Here is a 24845-nt window from a genome sequence, read left to right as displayed (position 1 = left end):
TCCAGCCACGGTAGTCGCGGCGGCTGACGTGGTTCAAGTTGTTGTCCACAGCCTGTGCACAATGGACCCCGGTGACCGGCCGGTTTGACCGGATGGCGTAGCCGCGCGTACCGTAACCAGGTCGAGTTGTCGATGGCTGCTGCCGCCTGCCTCCGATGGGCGAAGATCACCATATGTGATCGCGAAGCGGTGCACTCGGGCGTATTGCGAGCTTCTCGTGGGCGCACGGTGACAGCCAGGCGATGTCCCGCCACCAACGAATCATTTCTGGAGCCCCCGAGTGAGCAAGCGCACCTTCCAGCCGAACAACCGTCGTCGCGCGAAGACCCACGGCTTCCGCCTGCGCATGCGCACCCGCGCCGGCCGCGCCATCCTGGCGAACCGCCGTGCCAAGGGTCGCGCTGAGCTGTCCGCCTGATCTGACTAATCAGGTCATGACGTGCTGCCTACCGAGAATCGGCTGAGGCGGCGCGAGGACTTCGCGACCGCGGTACGCCGAGGACGCCGGGCCGGACGCCCGAGCCTCGTCGTCCACCTACGCAGCGGTAAAACGGACCCGCACGCGCCTGGGGAGAGCGCTCCCCCGACGCGTGCGGGTTTCGTCGTGAGCAAAGCCGTTGGCGGAGCGGTCGTCCGCAATCAGGTGAAGCGTCGTTTGCGCCATCTCGTGCGTGAACGGCTCACCGAGCTGCCCCCCGGTAGCCTGGTGGTGGTACGGGCGTTGCCCGGAGCCGGCGACGCCGATCATGCACAGCTGGCCCGAGACCTGGACGCCGCTCTTCAGCGGCTCCTGGGAGGGGGCACGCGATGAAGTACCCGCTGCTGGCCCTCATCAAGCTGTACCAGTGGACGATCAGCCCGCTCCTGGGCCCCGTCTGCCGGTACTACCCGTCGTGTTCCCGCTACGGATTCACGGCCATCGACCGGCATGGCGCGATCAAGGGCACAGCCCTGACCGCCTGGCGCATCCTGCGGTGCAACCCGTGGTCGCCGGGCGGCGTGGACCATGTTCCCCTGCGCAAGCGGCCGCGCTGGCACGAGATGCTGCGCGCCGCCCTGCGCGGAGACAAGGGCGGGATCTCCGCCGAGACGAGCCCGGTCGGAGAGACCTCGCCCAAAGCTCAAGGAGCCTGATTAGTGGACACGATTGCCAGTCTGTTCAGCTTCATCACCACACCTGTCTCATGGGTGATCGTCCAGTTCCACAAGATGTACGGGGCGATCTTCGGCCCTGACACGGGCTGGGCCTGGGGTCTGTCCATCGTGTCCCTCGTGGTGCTGATCCGTATCTGCCTGATCCCGCTCTTCGTGAAGCAGATCAAGTCGACGCGGAACATGCAGGCGCTCCAGCCGAAGATGAAGGCGATCCAGGAGCGCTACAAGAGCGACAAGCAGCGTCAGTCCGAAGAGATGATGAAGCTGTACAAGGAGACGGGCACCAACCCGCTCTCCTCGTGCCTTCCCATCCTGGCCCAGTCGCCGTTCTTCTTCGCGCTGTACCACGTGCTCTCCGCGATCGCCTCGGGCAAGACGATCGGCGTCATCGACCAGCCGCTGCTCGAGAGCGCCCGGCAGGCCCACATCTTCGGTGCCCCGCTGGCCGCCAAGTTCACGGACAGCGCCGAGAAGGTCGCCGCCCTCGACGCCTCGCTGACCGATGTCCGCATCGTCACCGCGGTCATGATCATCCTGATGTCGGCCTCGCAGTTCTTCACCCAGCGCCAGCTGATGATGAAGAACGTCGACCTCTCGGTGAAGACCCCGTACATGCAGCAGCAGAAGATGCTCATGTACATCTTCCCGGTGATCTTCGCCGTCATGGGCATCAACTTCCCCGTCGGTGTCCTCGTCTACTGGCTGACCACCAACGTGTGGACCATGGGCCAGCAGATGTACGTGATCAACCAGAACCCGACGCCGGGCAGCAAGGCCCAGGACGCCTACCTGCAGCGCCTACTCAAGGGCGTCACCCACCACGGCGAGGTCCGCGGCCGTCGGCGGAAGAACATCGTCAAGGCGATCGTCGCCAAGGGCAGCGACCGCAACGAGAACGAGCGCCGCTTCTTCACGGGCCTGGCCAAGGCCGGCTTCGCCGCCCAGGCCGACGGCACCGTGATCAAGAGCGACACCGCGGTCGCCGAGGCGGAGGGCGGTGCCGGTACGCGGCGCCAGCAGCCCAAGCGCCAGACCAAGGCCCAGCGCCAGTCCGGTGGCGGCCAGCAGACCACGGCGAAGGAGGCCGAGGACTCGGCCCCGGACGCCGAGGACGCCGCCGACGCCACTGCTGACGTCGCTGACGAGAAGGCGGCTCCCTCGCTGGAGAAGAAGCCGCAGTCGGAGGCCAAGGGCACCAAGGCCGGCTCCCCGGACGCGGGCGACAAGCCGACGCGCCAGCGGGCCAACTCCGGTGGCTCCCGCCAGCGCAAGGGCCAGCAGCGGCCCAAGCACCCCTCCTCCAAGAAGTAAGCCTCCACGAAGCAAGAAGGAGTCCATCCGTGACGGAAGGCACCACCTCCGCCGCCGAGGGTGGCGACACCCTGACCCGCCTGGAGCAGGAGGGTGAGATCGCGGCCGACTACCTCGAAGGCCTGCTCGACATCGCCGATCTCGACGGCGACATCGACATGGACGTCGAGGCGGACCGGGCTTCGGTCTCGATCATCAGCGACTCGAACAGCCGTGACCTGCAGAAGCTGGTCGGCCGTGACGGCGAGGTGCTGGAGGCCCTTCAGGAGCTCACCCGACTGGCCGTGCACCGGGAGACCGGTGACCGCAGCCGTCTGATGCTCGACATCGCCGGCTTCCGGGCCAAGAAGCGCTCCGAGCTCGCCCAGATCGGCGCCAAGGCCGCCGACGAGGTCAAGTCCAGCGGCCAGCCCGTCAAGCTGGACCCGATGACCCCGTTCGAGCGCAAGGTCGTGCACGACGCGGTCGCCGCCGCCGGTCTGCGCAGCGAGTCCGAGGGCGAGGAGCCGCAGCGCTTTGTCGTCGTGCTCCCTGCCTGAACCCTCTCGTAGTGTCGGCCCCGTCTGTTCGCAGGCGGGGCCGAATTTTGTCAGCCTGATAGTCAGCCACACAGTGCGCTCGCACGTCATGCGTGCGGTACGGAAGGACGGTTCCCCGTGACGGAGGCAGCGGAGCTTCCCCAGGCGCCGGAGCAGGCGCGGACGGTCTTCGGCGAGTACTTCCCGGAGGCCGTGCGGTACGCGGAGCTCCTCGCGGACGCGGGAGTGAAGCGTGGCCTCATCGGCCCACGTGAGGTGCCCCGGCTGTGGGAGCGCCACATCCTGAACTGCGCCGTGCTCTCCGAGGTCGTCCCCGAGGGCGTCACGGTGTGCGACGTCGGTTCCGGTGCCGGCCTGCCCGGCATCCCGCTGGCGCTGGTGCGCCCGGACCTGAAGATCACCCTTCTGGAGCCGCTGCTGCGCCGGACGAACTTCCTCCAGGAGGTCGTCGAGCTGCTCGGCCTCGACCACGTGACGGTGGTCCGCGGTCGCGCCGAGGAGATGCTGGGCAAGCTCCAGCCCGTGCACGTCGTCACCGCCCGCGCGGTCGCGCCGCTCGACCGGCTGGCCGGCTGGGGCGTCCCGCTGCTGCGTCCCTATGGCGAGATGCTGGCGCTCAAGGGCGACACGGCGGAGGAGGAGATCAGCGGTGCCCGTGCCGCCCTCTCCAAGCTGGGAGTGGTCGGCACCTCCGTCCTCCAGGTGGGCGAGGGGATCGTCGATCCGCTGTCCACGGTGGTCCGGGTCGAGGTCGGCGAGAGCCCGGGCGGTGTGAGGTTCGCCGCCAAGCGTGCCAAGGCGGCCAGGACCAGCCGGTCCCGCCGCGGCGGCCGCTGAGCCTGTCCACTGATCCGTACAAGCTGCGATACGTACAGATTTCGGAGTGTCGAGCGGTCCCGGCCCTGCGGCGCGTGCATCGTGTTTCACGTGAAACGTCGCTCACTGCTGCAGGGGATCATCAGCCGCGGCCGCGCGGCTGCCACGCCCTGGGACCGCACACCTCCGGCGAAACCCCCCGTGAGGGTTAAGGGGTTGTCCACAGAGGTGGATTCCTCCACAGAACCACGGGCCTCGCTGGTTCACGACCCCGAAAGCATGGCAGGCTCTGTTCATCGCGAGCCTGAAGCCGAGGAGAGTGAATCCTTGCGGTCCGACGCCAACATCGCGGGACCGATGACCGATCCGGTCCCCGGTCCCCGAACCGAATCGGCGGGGGAGGATGTTTCACGTGAAACACCGCCCCCGATGGACGACACCCCCATTGGCCGTGCAGCCCAGCTGGCCGTAGAAGCCCTGGGTCGTGCGGGTGAGGGGCTTCCCAGGCCTGCCCAGACCCGCGTGATGGTGGTCGCCAACCAGAAGGGCGGAGTGGGCAAGACGACCACGACGGTCAACCTTGCCGCCTCCCTCGCCCTGCACGGTGCCCGAGTCCTGGTCATCGACCTCGACCCGCAGGGCAACGCCTCCACGGCGCTCGGCATCGACCACCATGCCGAGGTCCCCTCGATCTACGACGTCCTCGTCGAGAGCCGGCCTCTCTCCGAGGTCGTCCAGCCGGTCCAGGACGTCGAGGGCCTCTTCTGCGCCCCCGCCACCATCGATCTCGCCGGTGCCGAGATCGAGCTGGTGTCGCTGGTGGCCCGAGAGAGCCGCCTGCAGCGGGCGATCCAGGCGTACGAGCAGCCGCTCGACTACATCCTGATCGACTGCCCGCCGTCGCTGGGCCTGCTCACGGTCAACGCCATGGTGGCGGGGGCCGAGGTGCTGATCCCCATCCAGTGCGAGTACTACGCGCTGGAGGGCCTGGGGCAGCTCCTGCGGAACGTCGACCTGGTGCGCGGGCACCTGAACCCCGGGCTGCATGTCTCGACGATCCTGCTCACCATGTACGACGGCCGGACGAGGCTCGCCTCGCAGGTGGCCGACGAGGTGCGCAGCCACTTTGGCAAGGAGGTGCTGCGGACCAGCATCCCGAGGTCCGTGCGCATCTCGGAGGCGCCGAGCTACGGGCAGACCGTCCTCACGTACGACCCGGGCTCCAGCGGCGCCCTGTCGTACCTGGAGGCGGCCCGTGAGATCGCCCTGCGCGGTGTCGACGTCCACTATGACGCCACCCACGCCCCTGCCGGCCAGCCGGCCATGGGCCACCAGAACAGCCAGCGAATGTCGGAGGGGATCCAGTGAGCGAGCGACGTAGGGGGCTGGGGCGCGGACTCGGTGCGCTGATCCCCGCTGCTCCCCAGGAGCGACAGGTCCCGGCGGTGGCCGTGGCCGGAGGCCAGGGCGCGGGCTCTCCGGGTGCCGTTCCGGCGCTCGGCTCGGAGCGGGGGGTGGCCGCGGCGAAGCTGGCGACCCTTCCGGCGAGCCCGCAGTCGCCCGACTCCGTGGTGCCGGTGCCCGAGCCCGAGGCCCTTCCGGAGTCCCCCGCCGGGGCGCACTTCGCGGAGCTGCCGCTGGACTTCATCACGCCCAACCCGCGCCAGCCCCGTGAGGTGTTCGACGAGGACGCGCTGGCCGAGCTGATCACCTCCATCAAGGAGGTGGGTCTGCTCCAGCCCGTCGTCGTCCGTCAGCTGGGCGCCGAGCGCTACGAGCTCATCATGGGTGAGCGTCGCTGGCGGGCCTGCCGTGAGGCCGGTCTGGAGCGCATCCCCGCCATCGTGCGGGCCACCGAGGACGAGAAGCTGCTGCTCGACGCCCTCCTGGAGAACCTGCACCGGGCGCAGCTGAACCCGCTGGAGGAGGCCGCCGCCTACGACCAGCTCCTCAAGGACTTCAACTGCACCCATGACCAGCTGGCGGACCGGATCGGCCGCTCGCGGCCCCAGGTCTCCAACACGCTGCGTCTGCTGCGGCTCTCCCCGCCGGTGCAACGTCGGGTCGCCGCGGGTGTCCTCTCGGCCGGCCACGCCCGTGCCCTGCTCTCGGTCGACGACCCCGAGACGCAGGACAAGCTGGCGTACCGGATCGTGGCCGAGGGGCTCTCGGTGCGGGCGGTCGAGGAGATCGTCACGCTGATGGCCTCCGAGCCCTCCTCTCCGGTCAAGCCCAAGGGCCCGCGCGCGGGTGCCCGGGTCTCCCCGGCCCTGAGCCAGCTGGCGACCCGGCTCTCGGACCGCTTCGAGACCCGGGTGAAGGTCGACCTGGGGCAGAAGAAGGGCAAGATCGTCGTCGAGTTCGCCTCGATGGAGGATCTGGACCGGATCCTGTCGACGCTGGCCCCGGGCGAGGGCCGGGTCATGGACCAAGGAAACGGCGAGCAGGGCGAGGACGGTCAGGACTCCGAGGGCTGATCCCTCTCTTCTCCTCCCAGGGCGGGGCGTGTTGCCGGCATTCACCGGAACACGCCCCGCCCTTTGCCTGCGCGCGGTATCGCCCTGATCGCCCCCTCGTTACGATTCTGAGAGGCGTATTCGTACGGCAAAGGCCGAGGGAAACGAGGAGCAGCCGTGGGGCGTCGGCTCGTACCGCTCACGCTGGACAACCTTCCGGACCTCCCCAAGCGGTGCCGCTCCTGTGTCTTCTGGGAGCTCGATCCGGTGAGCGGAGAAGCCGCCGTGAAGGCTGGCCGGCCGGAGCTGGAGAAGGAGGCCTGGATCTCCGCCGTCCTCCTGGAATGGGGCTCCTGCGGCCGAGTGGTCTATGTCGACGAGGTGCCGGTCGGCTTCGTGCTCTACGCGCCTCCGGCGTATGTGCCCCGCTCCACCGCCTTCCCCACGAGCCCGGTCTCGGCGGACTCGGCCCAGCTGATGACCGCCTGGATCATGCCGGGCTACCAGGGGCAGGGACTCGGGCGGATGATGGTGCAGACGGTGGCCAAGGACCTGCTGCGGCGGGGCTTCAAGGCGATCGAGGCCTTCGGTGACGCCCGGTGGAAGGAGCCGGCCTGTGTCCTTCCGGCCGAGCACCTGCTGGCCGTGGGCTTCAAGACCGTACGGCCGCATCCGACCTTCCCGCGCCTGCGGCTGGAGCTGAGGACGACGCTCTCCTGGAAGGAGGACGTCGAGCTGGCCATCGACCGGCTGCTGGGAGCCGTACAGAAGGAGCCGGCACTGCGGCCTCTCTGACGCGCAAGGAATCCCTGCGGAGACGACGGCGGCCCGCCCCCTCGGAAGGGGGCGGGCCGCTGCTGTTTCACGTGAAACAGGAAGTGCGTCAGCCTTACTGGCCGATGAAGGGGTCCAGGTCGCGCTCGATCGCGGCCTTCGGCTTGGCACCGACGATCGTCTTCACGACCTCGCCGCCCTGGTAGACGTTCAGGGTCGGGATGGACATGACGCCGTACTTGGCGGCCGTGCCCGGGTTCTCGTCGATGTTGAGCTTCACGATCTCGATCTTCTCGCCGTGCTCGGCGGCGATGGCCTCCAGCGACGGGGCGATCTGGCGGCACGGCCCGCACCACGCGGCCCAGAAGTCCACCAGGACGGGCTTGTCGCTGTTGAGGACGACCTCGTCGAAGTCAGCGTCGGTCACGTTCTTCAGGGCGCCGGCCACGGCGGCCTCCTTAATTCGCGGGGTGTGGGGTGATGAGGCGGAGAGGGTCAGACCGCGGGGGTCTCGGCCAGCTTCTCGCTGTCGGCGAGGGCGGCCAGGAAGCGCTCGGCGTCGAGGGCGGCCGAGCAGCCGGTGCCGGCGGCGGTGATCGCCTGGCGGTAGGTGTGGTCGACGACGTCGCCCGCACCGAAGACACCCGTGACGTTGGTGCGCGTGGACGGGGCGTCGACCTTGAGGTAGCCCTCCTCGTCCAGCTCCAGCTGGCCCTTGAAGAGCTCGGTGCGCGGGTCGTGGCCCACGGCGATGAAGAGGCCCGTCACCGGGAGCTCGCTGGTCTCGCCGGTCTTGGTGTTGCGCAGGGTCAGACCGCTGAGCTTCTGGTCGCCGTGGATCTCGGCGACCTCGTTGTCCCAGGCGAACTTGATCTTCGGGTCGGCGAAGGCGCGCTCCTGCATCGCCTTGGAGGCGCGCAGGGAGTCACGGCGGTGGACGATGGTGACCGACTTGGCGAAGCGCGAGAGGAAGGTGGCCTCCTCGATCGCGGTGTCGCCACCGCCGACGACGGCGATGTCGTGGTCCTTGAAGAAGAAGCCGTCGCAGGTGGCGCACCAGGAGACACCGCGGCCGGAGAGGGTGTCCTCGTTCGGCAGGCCGAGCTTGCGGTGCTGGGAGCCGGTGGTGACGATGACGGCCTTGGCGCGGTGCACGGTGCCGGCGGTGTCGGTGACGGTCTTGATCTCGCCGGTGAGGTCCACGGCGACGATGTCGTCCGGAACCAGCTCGGCGCCGAAGCGCTCCGCCTGGGCACGCATGTTGTCCATCAGGTCCGGGCCCATGATGCCGTCACGGAAGCCCGGGAAGTTCTCCACGTCGGTCGTGTTCATCAGGGCGCCACCGGCGGTGACCGCACCTTCGAAGACGAGCGGGTTCAGCGACGCGCGGGCCGTGTAGAGCGCAGCGGTGTAACCCGCGGGCCCGGAGCCGATGATGATCACGTTACGGACGTCGCTCACGGGTTTCTTCCTCGTCTCTGCAGACTGCCTACTGCCTACGGGGGGCGATCGGGTCGGTCACTCTCACCCCACCCAACCGATCCTACGGGGCAAGCATTCCCGAGACCGCCGCCTGGCACGGCGCAGAGCTCACGAGCGTGGGACGGATTCCTTCAGCAGCACCTCGGCCCGTGCTTTCACGCCTCCCGAGGCGCATGCGGCATCGAGCACATAGACCTGCACCCGGGTGCTGTCCGTGGTGTCGGGGAGGACGACGAGGTAGGCGGACCGTCCCTGGTAGTCGCCCTGACGGAAGCCGAGGACCTTGTCCTGGCGTTCGGTGCCGGCCTTGACGCACTCGGGGAGGACAGCGGCGAGGGAGCGCTTCTGGCCGCCGCCGTTGTCGGAGGAGAGCGCCTCGGGACCGATGTCCTCGGGGGCCTTGAAGGTGCTGTCCTGCTGGAGCAGGGCCTGAGTGGCGGCCTCGATCGGCATACCGTCGAAATGCGCGGAGCCGGCGGCGCTCACGGCGGTGTCGGACTTGGTGTCGGCACCGGAACCGCCCACGTCCAGCACACCGGACTGGACGAAGAACAGGCTCAGCCCGAGGGCTGCGGCGCCGAAGGCCGCGCCCAGCACGGCGACCCGGCGCCGACGGCGCCCACGGGGCCGGCCGGGCCCGGTGGCGGCGGAGGAGCGTCCGGCGGGCCGGTCGGCGGCCGGAGCGGTCTCGTCCGGGCGGCCGCGCGATGTTTCACGTGAAACATGCACGGCGGTGTCCGGCGCGGTGGCGTTCAGGAGCGCTTCGGCGGCCAGGGCGGCGTCGATCCGTCCGGCGATCTCGGCCGGCATCCGAGGCGGTCCGGGCAGGGTGCCCAGCAGGCCCCGGATCTCCTCCAGGGAGGTCCGCACATCGGCGCAGAGGGAGCAGGCGTCGAGATGGAGCCGTACGGCGGTGCTGCGGGAAGGCGAGAGGAGACCTTCGGTGAGGTCGGAGATCTCCGAGACGTCGGGATGCTGAGTCGTGTCGGCCGTGGAAGTCACGCGCGCCCACCTCCGCCCTTCACAGCAGCTGGATTGCTCGGTCCGGTGTCCTTCGGTCCCGACACCGGTGGGACGGATGCCCCCGGCGTCCGGTTCCTTCCCCCGTCGGGGCTCTCGTTACCCACCGTGTCCCCGCGCAGATGAGTGAGCATCGGCAGGAGTCTGGCCCGCCCCCGCGCACAGCGGCTCTTCACCGTTCCGGTGGGGACATCGAGGATACGAGCGGCCTCTGCCACCGGATATCCCTGCATGTCGACCAGGACGAGCGCGGCGCGCTGCTCCGCCGGGAGCGTGGCGAGGGCGGCCAGGAGCTGGCGGTGCAGGTCCTGACGCTCGGCGGGGGCCTCCGCGGACTCGTGCGGTTCGAGGAGCTGTTCGAACCGGGTGGTGTCGTCCACCGGGGAGGTCCGGCGGGAGGCCGTCTTCCGTACCCGGTCGAGACAGGCGTTCACGGTGATCCGGTGGAGCCAGGTCGTGACGGCCGACTGGCCCCGGAAGGTATGGGCGGCCCGGAAGGCCGACACGAGGGCGTCCTGGACGGCGTCAGCGGCCTCCTCGCGGTCGCCGAGCGTCCGCAGGGCCACCGCCCACAGCCGGTCCCGGTGCCGGCGGACGAGCTCACCGAAGGCGTCCTGATCGCCGGCCACATGGCAGGCCAGGAGTTCCTGGTCGCTGCGCTCGTCGCGTATGGCGTCGTCCAACGGTGAGCCCCTCCCCCCGGCGCGGGTCAACTGGTGATCTTGATGTCCGAGATCTGGCCCTTGTAGCCACCGCCGCCGACCGGCAGGTCGGTCAGCCAGACGAGCACGTAGCGCGTCATGACCGGCTTGGCCGGAGCGAGCGAGACCTGGGTACCGGTGCCGGATGCCTGCGTGGTGTAGCCGCCGGGCTGCTCGGGCTGGGACGAGTCGTTCTCGGGCGCCGTCCGCAGCTCGACGGAGGTGCTGCCCACGAACGTCACGTCGACCTTGGCGACCTGCTGGGCCTTGCCGAGGTCCAGGACGATACCCACACCGCTCTTCAGCCTGCCGAACTTCGAGTACCCGTCGTAGCGCATGGTCGGCCACGAGGTGCTCGGGTCGCCGTCGTAGGCGTTCTTTATCTGGTCCGGGTTCTCCGCGCCGTCGCCCTGCGGGTCGAAGTCATGGGCGCCGACGATGGCGACCGGCTTGCCGTTCGGCTTGTCCTTCTCGTCCTCGCCCGTCTGCGGCTGGGTGACCGGAGGGTTGTCGGTGCTCTTCGTCTGGTTCAGGAGCCGGTCCGCGATCTGCCAGCTGCCCAGGCCCAGGGCGGCGATCAGCAGCGCCGACACGGCCCACTTCAGCGCCTTGCCCGTGCGGCTCTGCAGCGGTGGCGGCGGAACCACGACCGGCTGCGTGACATGCGGGCGCGGCTGGGGGCGCCCGTACGTCCCCTGCTGGTAGGTGGTGCGCTGGTACTCGGGCGGCGTCGGGATCGGGAAGGCCGGCTCCGGCGGGCGGATGCGGGGCATCGCCGCCACGGCCTTGGCGAGCTCGTCCGGGGTGGTGCAGGGCGGCTCCTGGCGCGAGGCCGTGGCCCCGTCGTTGGCCAGGGCGCGCATGGCGATCTCGGAGAGACCGCGGTGGACGCCCGCGCGGACCTGGTCGGGCGGGAGCAGACCGACGCCCTTGGGGAGCCCCGAGAGGCCGTAGGCGTCGTTCTCGTACGGCCAGCGCTGGGTGAGCGCCGCGTAGAGCAGGGCGCCGATCGCCTCGGTGTCCGTGCGCTGCGGGCGGTCGGCGACGATGCCGCGCAGGGCGGCGTTCACGGCGAGGCCGCGGATGCGGTACTGGCCGGTGGAGCTGCGCAGCACGGCACTCGGCGTGAGCCGGAGGTGCGAGAGACCCTCGCGGTGCGCCGCGGCCATGGCCTGGGAGACCTGGGTGACCAGCTGGTAGGCGTCGTGCGGCTCCATCGGTCCCGCGGCGAGGAGCGCGGTCAGCTCGGTGGAGTCGGGCAGCCATTCGTGGACGACGTAGACGAGGTCGTTCTCCTCGACGGCGTCGAGCACCTGGACGAACCGGGGGTCGCCGAGCAGCGCCGCGGAGCGGGCCGCGGCCAGCACCGAGCGTGCTCTCGGGTGGTCGGCGGGCAGGATGTGCACGCCGACGGCGCGCCGGAGTTTCTCGTCGACGGCACGCCAGCTGCTGAAGCCGTCCAGTCGGGTGACGCACTCCTCCAACCGGTAGCGTCTCGCCAACTTGTGGCCGCTGTGCAGCTCCGGTGCCGTGATGGAGGGCTGTTCGCCGCTCTTTGGTTCGCCCGCCTTGTTCTCCGTGGCCTCGGCGGTCGTGTCCGCCTTCTTCTGCGCTTCCGCCACCCCGTCGGTCGCGGCCTTGTCCGCCTTGGCGGTCAGCGGGTCGTCACCGCTGTTGTCGGCCACGTCGACGGCAGCCGTGCTACGTTCCGCCACCGTCGTTCCTGCCTCCCCATCCGTTGCGCCACTTCCAACAGCCATGCCAATTGTGCCCACAGTCCGACGCTATGCACGACACGCGTCGGCAGGCGATGGTTGTGCGAACCCTGTTCGTCAGCGTCCCAGACGCCCGCGGACCATGCCGACCATGGAGTTGAGCTCCGCGATCCGCATCCGCTTGGCGGCGACGAAGAAGACGCCGAGCAGGACGGCACCGCCCACCAAGAGGGCCACCAGCGAGCCGAGGGCCCCTTCGCCGAGCACCTTCAGAAGGGCGAAACCGACCCCTCCGGCGACGATCGCGGCCGGCAGGGACGCGAGGCACAGCCGGGCGTAGGTACGCATCACATGGGCGCCGTCGAGGTCGCCGCCGAGGCGGTTGCGCAGGCGTCGCCAGGCGACGCCGACGCCGACCGCGTAGGCCAGGCCGTAGGAGGCGGCCATGCCGACCACGGCCCACTGGGCCGGGAGCACGACGTAACAGACGGCCGAGGCGGCCGCGTTGACCGCGGCGACGATGACGGTGTTGTAGAAGGGCGTCCGGGTGTCCTCGTAGGCGTAGAAGCCGCGGAGCACGACGTACTGGACGGAGTAGGGGATCAGTCCGAGGCCGAAGGCCATCAGGATGAAGCCCATGCCCTGGGCGGCCTGCACGCCGCTGGACGCGTAGAGCAGGGTGCACATCGGGACGCCGAGCGCCAGGAAGGCGAAGGAGACCGGCACGATCGCCACGGCCGAGTTGCGCAGTCCCTGCGAGATGTCGTCGCGGACGGCGCCAGGGTCGTTGTCGGAGGCGGCGCGCGAGATGCGCGGCAGCAGCGCGGCCATGACGGAGACGGTGATGATGGCCTGCGGCATGCCCCAGATCAGCTGGGCGTTGGAGTAGGCCAGGAAGCCCGCGCCGTTCTTACCGGACTCCTCACCGGCCGCCGTGGCGAGCTGGGTGACGACCAGGACGCCGGCCTGGTTGGCGAGCACGAAGAGCACGGTCCACTTGGCCAGCTTGACCGTCTTGCCGAGGCCGTGGCCCTTCCAGTCGAAGCGGGGACGGAAGCGGAAGCCGGTCTCGCGCAGGTACGGGATCATCGCCAGGGCCTGGACGGCCAGGCCGAGCAGGGTGCCGATGCCGAGCAGTCGGACGCCTTCGTCGGGGATGGTCTGGACGCCCATGTGGGACTCGGCGGAGGTGCCGTAGACCCAGATGAACAGGCCGAACGTGGCGATCATGACGATGTTGTTGAGGACCGGGGTCCACATCATCGCGCCGAACTTGCCGCGGGCGTTGAGGATCTGACCCATCACCACGTGCACACCCATGAAGAAGATGGTGGGCAGGCAGTAGCGGGCGAAGGTGACGGCGACGCTGTTGGCCGCCGCGTCGTCGGCGATGGTGTTCGACATCAGCCGGATCAGCACCGGGGCCGCGAAGACGGCGATGGCGACGATCGCGCCGAGTGCGACCATCACGAGGGTCAGCAGGCGGTTGGCGTAGGCCTCGCCGCCGTCCTCGTCGTTCTTCATCGAGCGGACCAGCTGCGGCACGAACACCGAGTTGAGGCCGCCGCCGACGGTGAGGATGTAGATCATCGTCGGCAGGGTGTACGCGACGGTGAAGGTGTCACCGAGCAGCGCGGCGCCGAGGGCGCCGGTGATCACCAGGCTGCGGACGAAGCCGGTGAGGCGGGAGACCAGGGTGCCCGCGGCCATCACGGCGCTCGACTTGAGCAGGCCGGAGGCGCGGCCGGACTTCTTCGGGGCGGGCGCGGGCATGGGGTTCGGCTCCGAGGAGGGCGGAGGCACCTGGCCGGGCGTCTGCTGGTCCCGGTAGAGGTGGGCGAAGGCGTCCGGTTCAGGATCCTCCTCCCCTGCCCGGGTCACCAGGTCGTCGACGCCGGTGAACTGGACCGTGCGGGCGTCGTCGCCGTACGGCAGGTGCCGCGACGGCCCGTCGGGCTCGGGTGCCGGGGTCTGCGCCCACACCCGGGGGTCCGGCGCGTGCGGGGGCGCGGCCGGCTGCTGGTAGAGCGGCTGGGGATCCGCGTAGGTGCCGGGCGGGGGCGGCGGGTGCGCGGCGCGGTCGTAGAGCGCCTCGGTCACCGGGTCCTGCACGGAGAGGTCCTGACCCTGGTACGGGTCCTGGGCGTAGGCGTCCTGGACGTACGGATCCTGGGCGTACGGGTTCTGCTGGTTCGGTGCGTACGGGTCAGGCACGGGCTGCTGCGGCGGCGGCACCGGCATGGGGCCGGGTGCCGGTGCCGCGGGCGTCCCACCGGCGGGCGCGGTGCCGCCCGCGGCCTGACCGCGGTCACCGTCGTACGGCGCGTTCATGGTTACCCCACCTCATCGTCCCCGGCCGACCGGCCACGACATCGCTCAACGGTCCACTTTCTCACCCGGGCCCGACGGGTCGCCGCTTTCGGGACCGGTGTCCGGTGTCGGGTCACTCGGCTGCCCGGGATCGGCGTCCTCGGGGGCTTCGGTGCCCGTCTCCGGGCCCGTTTCGGCCTCGGCCTCGGCCGTGGCCTCCGCTTCCGCTTCGGCCTCCGCTTCCGCTTCGGCCTCCGCTTCCGCTTCGGCCTCCGCTTCCGCGTTGCGGGCGGCGGCCCGCTTGCGCTGGGAGTACATCCGCACGCCGGCGAGGACCAGCAGGAGCACACCGCCGGCGATGACCAGCATCACCGTGGGGGTGATCTCGGAGACCTTCACGGTGAAGGTCATCGGCGGGCCGTAGGGCGTGCCGTCCTCGGTGTAGAGCTGGGCCGTCATCGGGACCGGTCCGTTGGCGTTGGCCGAGGCGGTGAACTTCACCGACTGGCTGTGCCCGCCCTCGATCTTCACCGGCAGCTCCGCGACGGCGTCCCCGCCGTTCAGCTTCAGGCGGGTCCTGTTGCCGGAGGTCAGCCGCAGCACCAGGTGGTCCACACCCTGGAGCAGCTTGTTCTGCACCGTCACCGGGATGGTCGCGCTCCGGCCGGAGAGCACGAGGTCCGACTTCTCGATCAGCTGCACCTCCCGGGTCAGGCTCGCCAAGTACTGCTGGACTTCCTGGCGGTAGAGCGAGGCCGAGGCCTTCTGACCGCGCCAGGAGGTCGACATCTCGCGGCTGATCGCGTTGGTGAAGGGCGGTACGACGCGGTCCGGGGCGGTCAGGATGACCTTGAAGTCGTCCAGCCTGTCGCGGGTCCGCTTCATCTGCTTGAACGCCGCGGCGTCGAGCTCCTGGGCGCGCAGCCGCTTCGGGTAGGCGCCGCTGCCCGGCACCCGGGACGCGGCCGGGTCGGACTCGACCGTCGTGGCGGCGGCCAGCAGATCCGTGGGCTGCGTCCAGCGCTTGGCCGCCCCCTGCAGCACCGACGCCATGGCCTGCGCCTGCGCGGCGGTCGGCATGCGCTGCGGGGCGACCACGACGCTCCGCTGGTCCTCGGGCCGCTCCAGGGTCACCGCGAGCGACTGGGCGAGGAAGTACTGGGCGGCGAGGGTGGCGCTCTCGGCCCGGATCAGATCGCCCTCGAAGGCCGTCGACAGCTCGGCGTCGCTGACGACCGCGGTGGTGCCGCCACCGACCGGGCGCGCAGCGTTCGGCGTGTACGGCAGGTCGTCGCGGAAGCTGTCGCTGCGGGCGATCACGTTGTGCGCGCCGGCGGAGGTGGCGACGGACATGATCGAGGGGTCGACCGCGCCGTCGACGGGCCAGGAGAAGTCCGTGGAGGGCTTCACGTGGAGGACGGTCTCGACCGTGGTCGAGGCGAGTGCCGTCGCCTGCTGGAGGTGGCTGAGCGAGCCGGGGACGTCCTTGCCGTGGTGGGCCAGGGAGGCGAGGTCGGGGTCGGCGAAGGGCAGGGCGACGACCTTCCGGCCCTGGACCGCCTTCTCCAGGGAGTCGAGCCACTGCTCGGCGACCTTCTGGTTCTTGCCCGCGATCTCGGTCTTGCCGCTCTTGATCCGGTAGGGCCTGGTCATGGCGTCGACACTGGCCAGCAGGTCGGGGTCGATGACCCAGGTGACCGGGAGGTTCTTGCCGAGGCTGACCATCTCGTGGAGGCGGCCGCCGGGGGCGAGCTCGGCCGCGAGGTCGTCGTTCTCGAAGACCGGTGTCTGCTGGAGGTCCGGTCCCGTCTCCGCGGAGACATGGGTGGTGGAGATCAGCGGCCAGAGCGCGGTGAGCTGGGTCTTCTTGTCGGCGTCCTCGGGCTGGTACGGCAGGAAGGTCCGCTCGATGCCCAGCACCCGGCCGTAGGACTGGCTCCCGGTCTGCCCCGTCAGGGAGACCCCGAGCTGGTAGACGCCGGGGTCGTCCAGGCCCAGCTTGGAGACGGGGACGGAGAGCGTGAAGTCCCGGCTGAGCCCGGCTCCCAGCTTCGGGATCTTGACCGTGTAGCTGCCGCCCAGCGGATACGGGTCGGTGCCGTCCCGGTAGCCCTTGCGGTCGGCCACGTCGTCGATCTCGCTGCGGCTGGTCATCCGGGGGCCCACGCGCAGGTCGACGGTTGCGTTGGTCACGGCCTGCTTGCCGTTGTTGGTGACCGAGCCGGTGAGGGTGAGGGTGTCGCTCTCCACGGGGGCGCTCGGCGTCAGGGTGTCGACCGACACATCGACGCTTCCGGCGCCGCTCGCGCTCTCGGCGGCCTGCGCCGCGGGAGCGGTGAGGCCCGGCAGGAACCCGGCCAGCAGCGGAGCCGCGACGGCGAGGGTGACCAGGCGCCGCAACCGGCGGCGGGCAGGTGAGGGACCGATCCCCTGGATAGCTGCCGCCTCGGCCACGCGTCGCCCGTCCTCGTCGTTGTCTGTGGTGTGTGTGGTGTCGGTGGTTCCCGGTTGCTGTGTCCAGGCATGGTAACGAGGCACGCGGCGGCCAAGTGCCGGGGACTGCTCCAGCCGATCGGGCGAAGGGTGCCGGTGGAGAGCGCAGGGCCGCCGGGACCGTGGGAAAACGGGGCCATCGGTACGAGCTGAGGCACGTACCCTTTTCTGTTGTGCCGAACGCCAACGAAGAGACCTCGACCGCACTGAGCCAGGTGCAACAGCGCGCAGTCAGCGAACTACTGCGTGTGTCCCCCGTCGCCGACGACCTCGCCCGCCGCTTCAAGGAGGCCGGGTTCAGTCTCGCGCTGGTCGGCGGCTCGGTCCGCGACGCCCTCCTCGGCCGTCTCGGCAACGACCTGGACTTCACGACCGACGCCCGCCCCGAGGACGTACTGAAGATCGTCCGCCCGTGGGCCGACGCGGTCTGGGAGGTCGGGATCGCCTTCGGCACGGTCGGCTGCCAGAAGGACGCGCGTGTCGGCGATGCGGTCCAGCGGTTCCAGGTGGAGGTCACCACCTACCGCTCCGAGGCGTACGACCGCACCTCGCGCAAGCCCGAGGTCTCGTACGGCGACTCCATCGAGGAGGACCTGGTCCGGCGCGACTTCACGGTCAACGCCATGGCCGTGGCGCTCCCCGAGAAGGACTTCATCGACCCGTACGGCGGTCTGGCGGACCTGGCCTCGCGGGTCCTGAGGACCCCGGGGACGCCGGAGGAGTCCTTCTCCGACGACCCGCTGCGCATGATGCGTGCCGCGCGGTTCTCCGCCCAGCTGGACTTCGAGGTGGCTCCCGAGGTCGTCACCGCCATGACGGAGATGGCCGCACGGCTCGAGATCGTCTCCGCCGAGCGGGTGCGTGACGAGCTCAACAAGCTGCTGCTCTCCGCGCACCCCCGCAAGGGCCTGGGGCTGCTCGTGGACACCGGCCTCGCCGCCTATGTGCTGCCCGAGCTTCCGGGGCTGCGGCTGGAGAGCGACGAGCACCACCGGCACAAGGACGTCTACGAGCACTCGCTGACCGTCCTCGACCAGGCGATCGACCTGGAGGAGGACGGCCCGGACCTGGTGCTGCGCCTGGCCGCCCTGCTGCACGACATCGGCAAGCCCCGCACCCGCCGGTTCGAGAAGGACGGTCGGGTCTCCTTCCACCACCACGAGGTGGTCGGGGCCAAGATGACGAAGAAGCGCATGACGGCGCTCAAGTACTCCAACGAGATGATCAAGGACGTCTCGCGTCTGGTCGAGCTCCACCTGCGCTTCCATGGCTACGGCACGGGCGAGTGGACCGACTCTGCCGTCCGTCGCTACGTCCGTGACGCGGGCCCGCTGCTCTCCCGGCTGCACAAGCTGACCCGCTCCGACTGCACCACGCGCAACAAGCGCAAGGCCTCCGCGCTCTCCCGCGCCTACGACGGGCTGGAGGAGCGCATCGCGCAGCTCCAGGAGCAGGAGGAGCTGGACTCGATCCGCCCCGACCTCGATGGCAACGAGATCCAGGAGATCCTGGGGATCCGCCCCGGTCCGGCCGTCGGCCAGGCCTACAAGTTCCTGCTGGAGCTGCGGCTGGAGAACGGGCCGATGGGGCACGACGAGGCTGTCGCCGCGCTCAAGGAGTGGTGGGCGACTCAGGGCGCTTAGCGCGAGTGCCGCTGTGTCACGGGCGATGTTTCACGTGAAACAAGCGGCCCACCGGCACCGGTGAGGGGCGATGTTTCACGTGAAACATCGCCCCTTCGTCATGCGTGCGCGGACCTCCGGGCGCTCCTCGCCAGCGCGAGCGCGGTGCCGGCGTAGAGAACGGCCACGAGGATCACCAGCAGGGCGGACCGGCCGTCCGGGGGCAGCACGAGGGCCGCGACCCCGGCCGCCCCGACGAAGGCGACGTTGAAGAGCACGTCGTAGAGGGCGAAGACCCTCCCCCGGTAGGCGTCGTCCACCGAGGTCTGGACGACCGTGTCCGTCGCGATCTTCGCCCCCTGGGTGATCAGCCCGAGCAGGAAGGCGGCCACGAGGAAGGGGGCCCGGGCGAAGGTCAGCCCGAGGGCCGGCGTGAGGAGGGCGGCCGCTCCCGCGCACAGGGTCATCCAGCCGAACGGCCCCAGCTTCCCGACCGTCCAGGGCGAGAGGACGGCTGCCGCGAAGAACCCGGCTCCGGAGGCGGCGACGGCGAGGCCGAGTACGGCCAGGCCCTGCGACTCGGTCGAGCTCCAGGCGTACCGGCAGAGCATGAGCACGGTCACGAAGAGTGCTCCGTAGCAGAAGCGCATCACGGCGACCGCGGCGAGCGCCCTGGCGGCGGGGCGCCGCTCGGAGAGATGGCGCAGCCCGCTCGCCAGTCCTCGCGCGGTGGACCGCAGCGCGGTGGCCAGCCGGGGCTGAACGCGGTCCGGGTCCGGGCCGAGGAGCTCGCGCGGCATGCGCAGCGAGACGAGCGCGGAACAGAGATAGAGGACGGCGCCGAGGAGGACGACGGCGGCGTCGGAGCCGTCGGCGACCAGACGGACGCCGAAGGCCAGCCCGCCGCCGAGGGTCGCGGCGAGGGTGCCGGCGGTCGGGGAGAGCGAGTTGGCGATGACCAGCCGCTCGTCGTCGACGACCCGGGGGAGGGCGGCGGAGAGTCCCGCCAGGACGAAGCGGTTGACGGCCGTGACGGAGAGGGCGGAGGCGTAGAAGAGCCAGTCGGGCGGGGAGGCCAGGACGAGCAGCGCGGTGCCGCAGGCGAGCAGGGCGCGCAGCAGGTTGCCGTAGAGGAAGACCTGGCGTCGCTGCCAGCGGTCGAGCAGGACGCCGGCGAAGGGTCCGACGAGGGAGTACGGGAGCAGCAGCACCGCCATGGCGGAGGCGATGGCCGCGGGGCTGGTCTCCTTCTCGGGGGAGAAGACGACGTACGTGGCCAGGGCGACCTGGTAGACGCCGTCGGCGCACTGCGAGAGCAGGCGTACGGCGAGCAGGCGGCGGAAGTCCCGCAGGCGCAGAAGGACGCGCAGATCACGCACGACGGACATGGCAGCAAGACTCACACAAGAAGAGGGCCCCCGGGCAGTGCCACGGGGACCCTCGTCAGCGAGCCGGACGACCGTCAGGTCAGCGCTCGACCTCGCCCTTGATGAACTTCTCGACGTTGGCCAGGGCCTCGTCGTCGAAGTACTGCACCGGCGGGGACTTCATGAAGTACGAGGACGCGGAGAGGATCGGGCCACCGATGCCCCGGTCCTTGGCGATCTTCGCGGCGCGCACGGCGTCGATGATGACACCGGCCGAGTTCGGGGAGTCCCACACCTCGAGCTTGTACTCGAGGTTCAGCGGGACGTCACCGAAGGCACGGCCCTCGAGGCGGACGTACGCCCACTTGCGGTCGTCGAGCCAGGCCACGTAGTCCGAGGGGCCGATGTGGACGTTCTTGTCGCCCAGCTCGCGGTCGGGGATCTGCGAGGTGACGGCCTGCGTCTTCGAGATCTTCTTGGACTCGAGGCGGTCGCGCTCGAGCATGTTCTTGAAGTCCATGTTGCCGCCGACGTTGAGCTGCATGGTGCGCTCAAGACGGACACCGCGGTCCTCGAACAGCTTGGCCATCACGCGGTGCGTGATGGTGGCGCCGACCTGGGACTTGATGTCGTCGCCGACGATCGGGACACCGGCCTCGGTGAACTTGTCCGCCCACTCCTTGGTGCCGGCGATGAAGACCGGGAGGGCGTTGACGAACGCGACCTTGGCGTCGATGGCGCACTGCGCGTAGAACTTCGCGGCGTCCTCGGAGCCCACGGGCAGGTAGCAGACGAGCACGTCGACCTGCTGGTCCTTGAGGACCTGGACGACGTCCACGGGAGCCTCGGAGGACTCCTCGATGGTCAGGCGGTAGTACTTGCCGAGGCCGTCGAGGGTGTGACCACGCTGGACCGTGACGCCCTTGTTCGGGACGTCGCAGATCTTGATGGTGTTGTTCTCGCTGGCGCCGATGGCGTCGGAGAGGTCGAGGCCGACCTTCTTCGCGTCCACGTCGAACGCGGCCACGAACTCCACGTCGCCGACGTGGTAGTCGCCGAACTGGACGTGCATCAGGCCGGGCACCTTGGTCGCCGGGTCGGCGTCCTTGTAGTACTCGACGCCCTGGACCAGCGAGGCGGCGCAGTTGCCCACGCCGACGATGGCTACGCGAACCGAACCCATTCCGGTTGCTCCCTGTGTGTCGTGGAAGCCCTGCTGACGCAGGGTTTCACTTTGCGGTGTCGTCGGACGGATCCGGCCGGGTACTGCCCCCGTGCCGGGGCAGGCCGCCCGTTTCTCCAGAATCGTTGTCGTGCCGAGCGGCGCCCTCGGGGCGGGATCGCTGATCCCGGCCCGCTCGCTCGCTCTCGATGAGCTCGTTCAGCCAGCGCACTTCGCGCTCCACGGACTCCATTCCGTGGCGCTGGAGCTCAAGCGTGTAGTCGTCGAGGCGCTCGCGCGTCCGGGCCAGAGAGGCGCGCATCTTCTCCAGGCGCTCCTCCAGCCGGCTGCGGCGGCCCTCCAGCACCCGCATCCGCACGTCGTGCTCGGTCTGGCCGAAGAAGGCGAAGCGGGCGGCGAAGTGCTCGTCCTCCCAGGCGTCGGGGCCGGTGTGGGAGAGGAGCTCCTCGAAGTGCTCCTTACCTTCGGCCGTCAACCGGTAGACGATCTTGGCGCGGCGTCCTGCGAGTGAAGCGGCCAGCGCGTCCTCGGGGGCGCTGCCCGGCTCCTCGATCAACCAGCCGTTGGCGACCAGCGTCTTGAGGCAGGGGTAGAGGGTCCCGTAGCTGAAGGCCCGGAAGATGCCCAGCGAGGTGTTGAGCCGCTTGCGCAGTTCGTAACCGTGCATCGGGGCCTCGCGGAGCAGACCGAGAACGGCGAACTCAAGGATTCCTGAGCGCCTGCTCATTCGTCGCCTCCTCCGCTCTCGGGACTCGTCTCTCGGGACCACGAAACTCTTATGCCGAGCCGATGTGCCGCACTGATGTATCGACTCGATACATCCCGACGATAGAACGGCCCCTCTGCTGCGACAAGTGGGGCGCGGGTGACCGGCGTCACATCGTCAATTCACAGCGTTCGACTTGCCGGATTTGGGGTGAAGTCCGGCCCTAGGTGGGTTTTGGCCGTGCGTAGTCTGTGCGGCATGCAGACCACCGGGAACCGAGAGATGCCGCCGGGCGTCAGTGAAGCGGGTGACCGGCTGCGGCACGGTGGGGCTTCTTCCGAGGTCCCGCCGTGTGCATTTCGGGGGGACCGGAACTCAACTGCCGCTTCCAGGCGTACGCGCCTGCCCGAGGAGTAGTCGTTCGATGAGCGAGCATCGTCGCAAAATGCAGCAGCCGCAGCCGCCGAGTGGCGGTCGCGCTGCGGCCCGGCGCGCCGCCCAGCAGCCGATGGGCCGCGGGCCGGCCCAAGGCCATGACGTCGGTTCGGGGTCCCCTTCGGACTCCTACGGACCGCCTTCCGCCTATGGGGAGGAGCAGCGCCCCTACGGAGGGCGTGCCGAGGCACGGCGGGCCGCCCAGCGGGGCGGTCGCAGGCGTGCGCCGGAGGCCGGCGGCCCCGGCGGCCCCAGCGGCCCCGGAGGAGGGCGTCGCGGTGGTGGCGGCGGTCAGGGCGGCGGCCCCGGGCGTGGCCGCGGCGGACGTCCGCCCGGCAAGAAGCGGTTCATCGACTACCCGCGCTACGGCAAGTACGGCTGGCGTCGCTGGGTGCCCTCGTGGAAGCTGGTCACGGGCCTCTTCCTGGCCTTCTGCGGCGGCCTCCTGGGCGCTGCCTCCCTCGCGTACGCCATGGTGGGCATTCCGGACGTCGACAAGACGGCCGTCGCGCAGAACAACGTCTTCTACTGGTCCGACGGCACGGTGATGGCCGCGACCGGCGGTGAGGTCAACCGGCAGATCGTCGGCATCGACCAGATCCCGAAGGTCATGCAGAACGCGGTGGTCTCGGCCGAGAACAAGACCTTCTGGACCGACTCGGGCATCGACCCGATGGGCATCGGCCGCGCCGTGTGGAACATGGCGAAGGGCGGCGAGACCCAGGGCGGCTCGACCATCACCCAGCAGTACGTGAAGAACAACCGGCTCAACGACCAGTCGCAGACCGTGACCCGCAAGGTGAAGGAACTCTTCATCTCGATGCGTGTGGGCAACGAGCTGGAGAAGCCCGACATCATGGCGGGCTACCTCAACACCTCGTACTACGGGCGCGGTGCCTACGGCATCCAGGCAGCGGCCCGCACGTACTTCAACAAGAACGCCAGGGACCTCAACGCCAGCGAGTCGGCCTTCCTCGCCTCGCTCCTCAAGGGCGCGACCTACTACGACCCGGCCGGCTCCCCCGAGATCGACCCGGCGGCCGATGCCAAGTCGAACCGCGAACGCGCCGAGAAGCGCTGGAAGTGGATCCTCGACGAGATGGTCAAGGACGGGAACCTGCCGGCCGCCGAGCGCGCCAAGTTCACCACCTTCCCCAAGGTGAAGGGCCGCACGCAGGGCGCCCAGCTGAGCGGCCAGGTCGGTTACCTGGTGCGCACGGCCGAGGCGAACTTCCTCAACAAGAACGACCAGAACATCGGCGCCCAGCAGCTCGCGCAGGGCGGCTTCGAGATCCACACCACCTTCGACAAGAAGAAGGTCAAGGCCCTCGAGGCGGCCGTCAAGAAGGTCTACGACGAGCACATCAAGCCCGACAAGCGCCCGAAGACGGACACCCACGTCCAGTTCGGCGGTGCCTCGGTCGACCCGAAGACCGGCGCGATCGTGGCGATCTACGGCGGCACGGACGCCACCAAGCACTTCACCAACAACGCCGACCAGACGGGTGCCCAGGTCGGCTCGACCTTCAAGCCCTTCGTGCTGGCCGCGGCGATGCGCGACGGTGTGCGGGACAAGAAGCTGGGACCGGAGCAGGGACCGTCCTCGCGGACGATCGTCGACCCCGACAAGAGCATCTACAACGGCCAGAACAAGCTGAGGATCAAGAACTACAACGGCACGATCTGGCACGACGAGAACGGCAACGAGTGGCTCCAGACCAATGACGACCAGGCGAGCTACAAGAACATGACGCTCCGCGAGGCCATGGAGCGCTCCGCCAACTCGCCGTACGTGCAGCTCGGCATGGACGTGGGCATCGACCAGGTCCGCAAGGCGGCCGTCGACGCCGGTCTCCTGGAGTCCTCGCTGATCAAGGCCAACGTGCCGTCGTTCTCGCTCGGTATCTCCTCCCCGAGCGCGATCCGCATGGCCGGCGCCTACTCGACCTTCGCGAACAACGGTGAGCACAACGACCCGTTCTCCGTCACCAAGGTGCTGCAGAAGGGCGAGGTCATCTACAAGCACGAGGCCGCGCCCAAGCGCGCGTTCTCCACGGCCGTCGCCAGCAACGTCACCGACGTGCTGAAGGACGTCGTCAAGAAGGGCACCGGCAAGAAGGCCGCGCTCGACGACCGCGAGGCGGCCGGCAAGACCGGTACGACCGACGGCAACAACTCGGCCTGGTTCGTCGGCTACACCCCGCAGCTGTCGACCGCCATCGACATGTACCGCTTCGCGGACGACGAGTCGATCAAGGACCGTAAGTTCGAGTCCATGTTCGGCACCGGCGCCCAGCCGAAGATCCACGGTTCGTCGTTCCCGTCGCAGATCTGGCACGACTACATGACCGAGGCCCTGAACGGCACCGACCCGATCGACTTCCCGTCGCCCGAGGACCTGGGCGCCGAGGCGGTCTTCGGCGGCGGCGCGGTCAGCCCGACGCCGACGCCGACCGAGACCGAGTCCGAGACGCCGTCCGCCACCGCGACGACGCAGACGCCCACGACGAAGCCGACCAAGACGGCGGACCCGGGCAAGACCTGCTCCGTCTGGGACTGGCCGTGCGACCCGAACAACGGCGGCACCAGCAACGGGAACGACAACGGTGGCGCGTCCAGCGGAGGCGCCACCACGACACCCCCGCCGACCTCGACGGACTCCCCCTCCACCGATCCCGCGGCCGCGGGCGGCGGGGGCGGAAGGCCCAACGGCGGCGGCAGCATGGGCGGCCTGGGCGGCTGATCCGCCCGCCGGCCCGT

21 protein-coding genes are annotated in these 24845 nt (G+C 69.7%); 11 read left to right on the top strand and 10 right to left on the bottom strand.

The window, feature by feature from the left end; translation table 11 throughout:
• The first annotated feature begins 280 nt into the window (after window positions 1–280).
• From rpmH to ABD981_RS20515, 9 genes are all read left to right on the top strand, one after another.
• Window positions 281–418: a 50S ribosomal protein L34 gene (gene rpmH / locus ABD981_RS20555; protein WP_046908686.1), complete on the top strand. Its 138-nt coding sequence runs from the start codon at window positions 281–283 to the stop codon at window positions 416–418.
• Window positions 419–439: 21 nt separating this feature from the next.
• Complete coding sequence (gene rnpA, locus ABD981_RS20550; RefSeq protein ID WP_123954602.1) at window positions 440–811, top strand: ribonuclease P protein component; 372 nt, start codon at window positions 440–442, stop codon at window positions 809–811.
• Window positions 808–1134 (top strand): membrane protein insertion efficiency factor YidD, encoded by a 327-nt coding sequence (gene yidD, locus ABD981_RS20545; protein WP_046908684.1) that lies wholly within the window; start codon window positions 808–810, stop codon window positions 1132–1134. Before rnpA ends, yidD begins: the two co-directional genes overlap by 4 nt.
• A gap of 3 nt (window positions 1135–1137) precedes the next feature.
• Window positions 1138–2466 carry a membrane protein insertase YidC gene (gene yidC, locus ABD981_RS20540; RefSeq protein WP_046908683.1) on the top strand — a complete coding sequence of 443 codons (1329 nt, stop codon included), beginning with the start codon at window positions 1138–1140 and terminating at the stop codon, window positions 2464–2466.
• A 29-nt stretch (window positions 2467–2495) separates the two neighbouring features.
• Complete coding sequence (locus tag ABD981_RS20535; protein WP_046908682.1) at window positions 2496–3005, top strand: Jag family protein; 510 nt, start codon at window positions 2496–2498, stop codon at window positions 3003–3005.
• Between the two features lie 117 nt (window positions 3006–3122).
• Window positions 3123–3842, top strand: a complete 720-nt coding sequence (gene rsmG / locus ABD981_RS20530) for a 16S rRNA (guanine(527)-N(7))-methyltransferase RsmG (RefSeq protein WP_046908681.1) — start codon at window positions 3123–3125, stop codon at window positions 3840–3842.
• A gap of 258 nt (window positions 3843–4100) precedes the next feature.
• Entirely contained in the window at window positions 4101–5189 is a 1089-nt protein-coding gene (locus ABD981_RS20525; protein WP_123954601.1) for a ParA family protein, read from the top strand.
• Window positions 5186–6298: a ParB/RepB/Spo0J family partition protein gene (locus tag ABD981_RS20520; protein ID WP_123954600.1), complete on the top strand. Its 1113-nt coding sequence runs from the start codon at window positions 5186–5188 to the stop codon at window positions 6296–6298. Before ABD981_RS20525 ends, ABD981_RS20520 begins: the two co-directional genes overlap by 4 nt.
• Before the next feature lie 156 nt (window positions 6299–6454).
• Window positions 6455–7072, top strand: coding sequence for a GNAT family N-acetyltransferase (locus ABD981_RS20515; protein ID WP_046908679.1), 618 nt, complete (start codon window positions 6455–6457; stop codon window positions 7070–7072).
• A 94-nt stretch (window positions 7073–7166) separates the two neighbouring features.
• Here the strand turns inward: ABD981_RS20515 and trxA are convergent, their stop codons facing one another.
• The 7 genes from trxA to ABD981_RS20480 all read right to left on the bottom strand — a co-directional run bounded on the left by trxA (window position 7167) and on the right by ABD981_RS20480 (window position 16733).
• Complete coding sequence (gene trxA / locus ABD981_RS20510) at window positions 7167–7499, bottom strand: thioredoxin (protein WP_046908678.1); 333 nt, start codon at window positions 7497–7499, stop codon at window positions 7167–7169.
• A 47-nt stretch (window positions 7500–7546) separates the two neighbouring features.
• A complete protein-coding gene (gene trxB / locus ABD981_RS20505; protein WP_046908677.1) occupies window positions 7547–8512 on the bottom strand; it encodes a thioredoxin-disulfide reductase in 966 nt (321 codons plus the stop codon).
• A 129-nt stretch (window positions 8513–8641) separates the two neighbouring features.
• Entirely contained in the window at window positions 8642–9535 is an 894-nt protein-coding gene (locus tag ABD981_RS20500; protein ID WP_046908676.1) for a hypothetical protein, read from the bottom strand.
• Window positions 9532–10236 (bottom strand): RNA polymerase sigma factor SigM, encoded by a 705-nt coding sequence (gene sigM, locus ABD981_RS20495; RefSeq protein ID WP_046908675.1) that lies wholly within the window; start codon window positions 10234–10236, stop codon window positions 9532–9534. The genes ABD981_RS20500 and sigM overlap by 4 nt, the downstream gene beginning before the upstream one ends.
• A gap of 26 nt (window positions 10237–10262) precedes the next feature.
• Complete coding sequence (locus ABD981_RS20490; protein WP_046908674.1) at window positions 10263–11969, bottom strand: protein kinase family protein; 1707 nt, start codon at window positions 11967–11969, stop codon at window positions 10263–10265.
• Between the two features lie 117 nt (window positions 11970–12086).
• Window positions 12087–14300 (bottom strand): murein biosynthesis integral membrane protein MurJ, encoded by a 2214-nt coding sequence (gene murJ / locus ABD981_RS20485; protein WP_046908673.1) that lies wholly within the window; start codon window positions 14298–14300, stop codon window positions 12087–12089.
• Between the two features lie 45 nt (window positions 14301–14345).
• Window positions 14346–16733 (bottom strand): DUF6049 family protein, encoded by a 2388-nt coding sequence (locus tag ABD981_RS20480; protein ID WP_165590949.1) that lies wholly within the window; start codon window positions 16731–16733, stop codon window positions 14346–14348.
• 212 nt (window positions 16734–16945) lie between these two features.
• On the opposite strand from ABD981_RS20480, the gene ABD981_RS20475 reads away from it, so the two are divergent.
• A complete protein-coding gene (locus ABD981_RS20475; protein ID WP_205628194.1) occupies window positions 16946–18415 on the top strand; it encodes a CCA tRNA nucleotidyltransferase in 1470 nt (489 codons plus the stop codon).
• Between the two features lie 98 nt (window positions 18416–18513).
• Here ABD981_RS20475 and ABD981_RS20470 read toward each other — a convergent pair whose 3' ends face one another.
• The 3 genes from ABD981_RS20470 to ABD981_RS20460 form a co-directional block, all read right to left on the bottom strand.
• Window positions 18514–19782: an MFS transporter gene (locus ABD981_RS20470; protein WP_046908672.1), complete on the bottom strand. Its 1269-nt coding sequence runs from the start codon at window positions 19780–19782 to the stop codon at window positions 18514–18516.
• Window positions 19783–19861: 79 nt separating this feature from the next.
• Window positions 19862–20944 carry an inositol-3-phosphate synthase gene (locus ABD981_RS20465; protein WP_046908671.1) on the bottom strand — a complete coding sequence of 361 codons (1083 nt, stop codon included), beginning with the start codon at window positions 20942–20944 and terminating at the stop codon, window positions 19862–19864.
• 46 nt (window positions 20945–20990) lie between these two features.
• Window positions 20991–21671, bottom strand: coding sequence for a PadR family transcriptional regulator (locus ABD981_RS20460; RefSeq protein ID WP_046908670.1), 681 nt, complete (start codon window positions 21669–21671; stop codon window positions 20991–20993).
• Window positions 21672–22074: 403 nt separating this feature from the next.
• On the opposite strand from ABD981_RS20460, the gene ABD981_RS20455 reads away from it, so the two are divergent.
• Window positions 22075–24828, top strand: a complete 2754-nt coding sequence (locus ABD981_RS20455) for a transglycosylase domain-containing protein (protein WP_046908669.1) — start codon at window positions 22075–22077, stop codon at window positions 24826–24828.
• The last annotated feature ends 17 nt before the right edge of the window (window positions 24829–24845 follow it).

It is taken from the genome of Streptomyces showdoensis (assembly GCF_039535475.1).
Lineage (GTDB): Bacteria > Actinomycetota > Actinomycetes > Streptomycetales > Streptomycetaceae > Streptomyces > Streptomyces showdoensis.
Note: the sequence above shows the minus strand (reverse complement) of the source record. Positions and strands in the feature narration are given on the sequence as shown.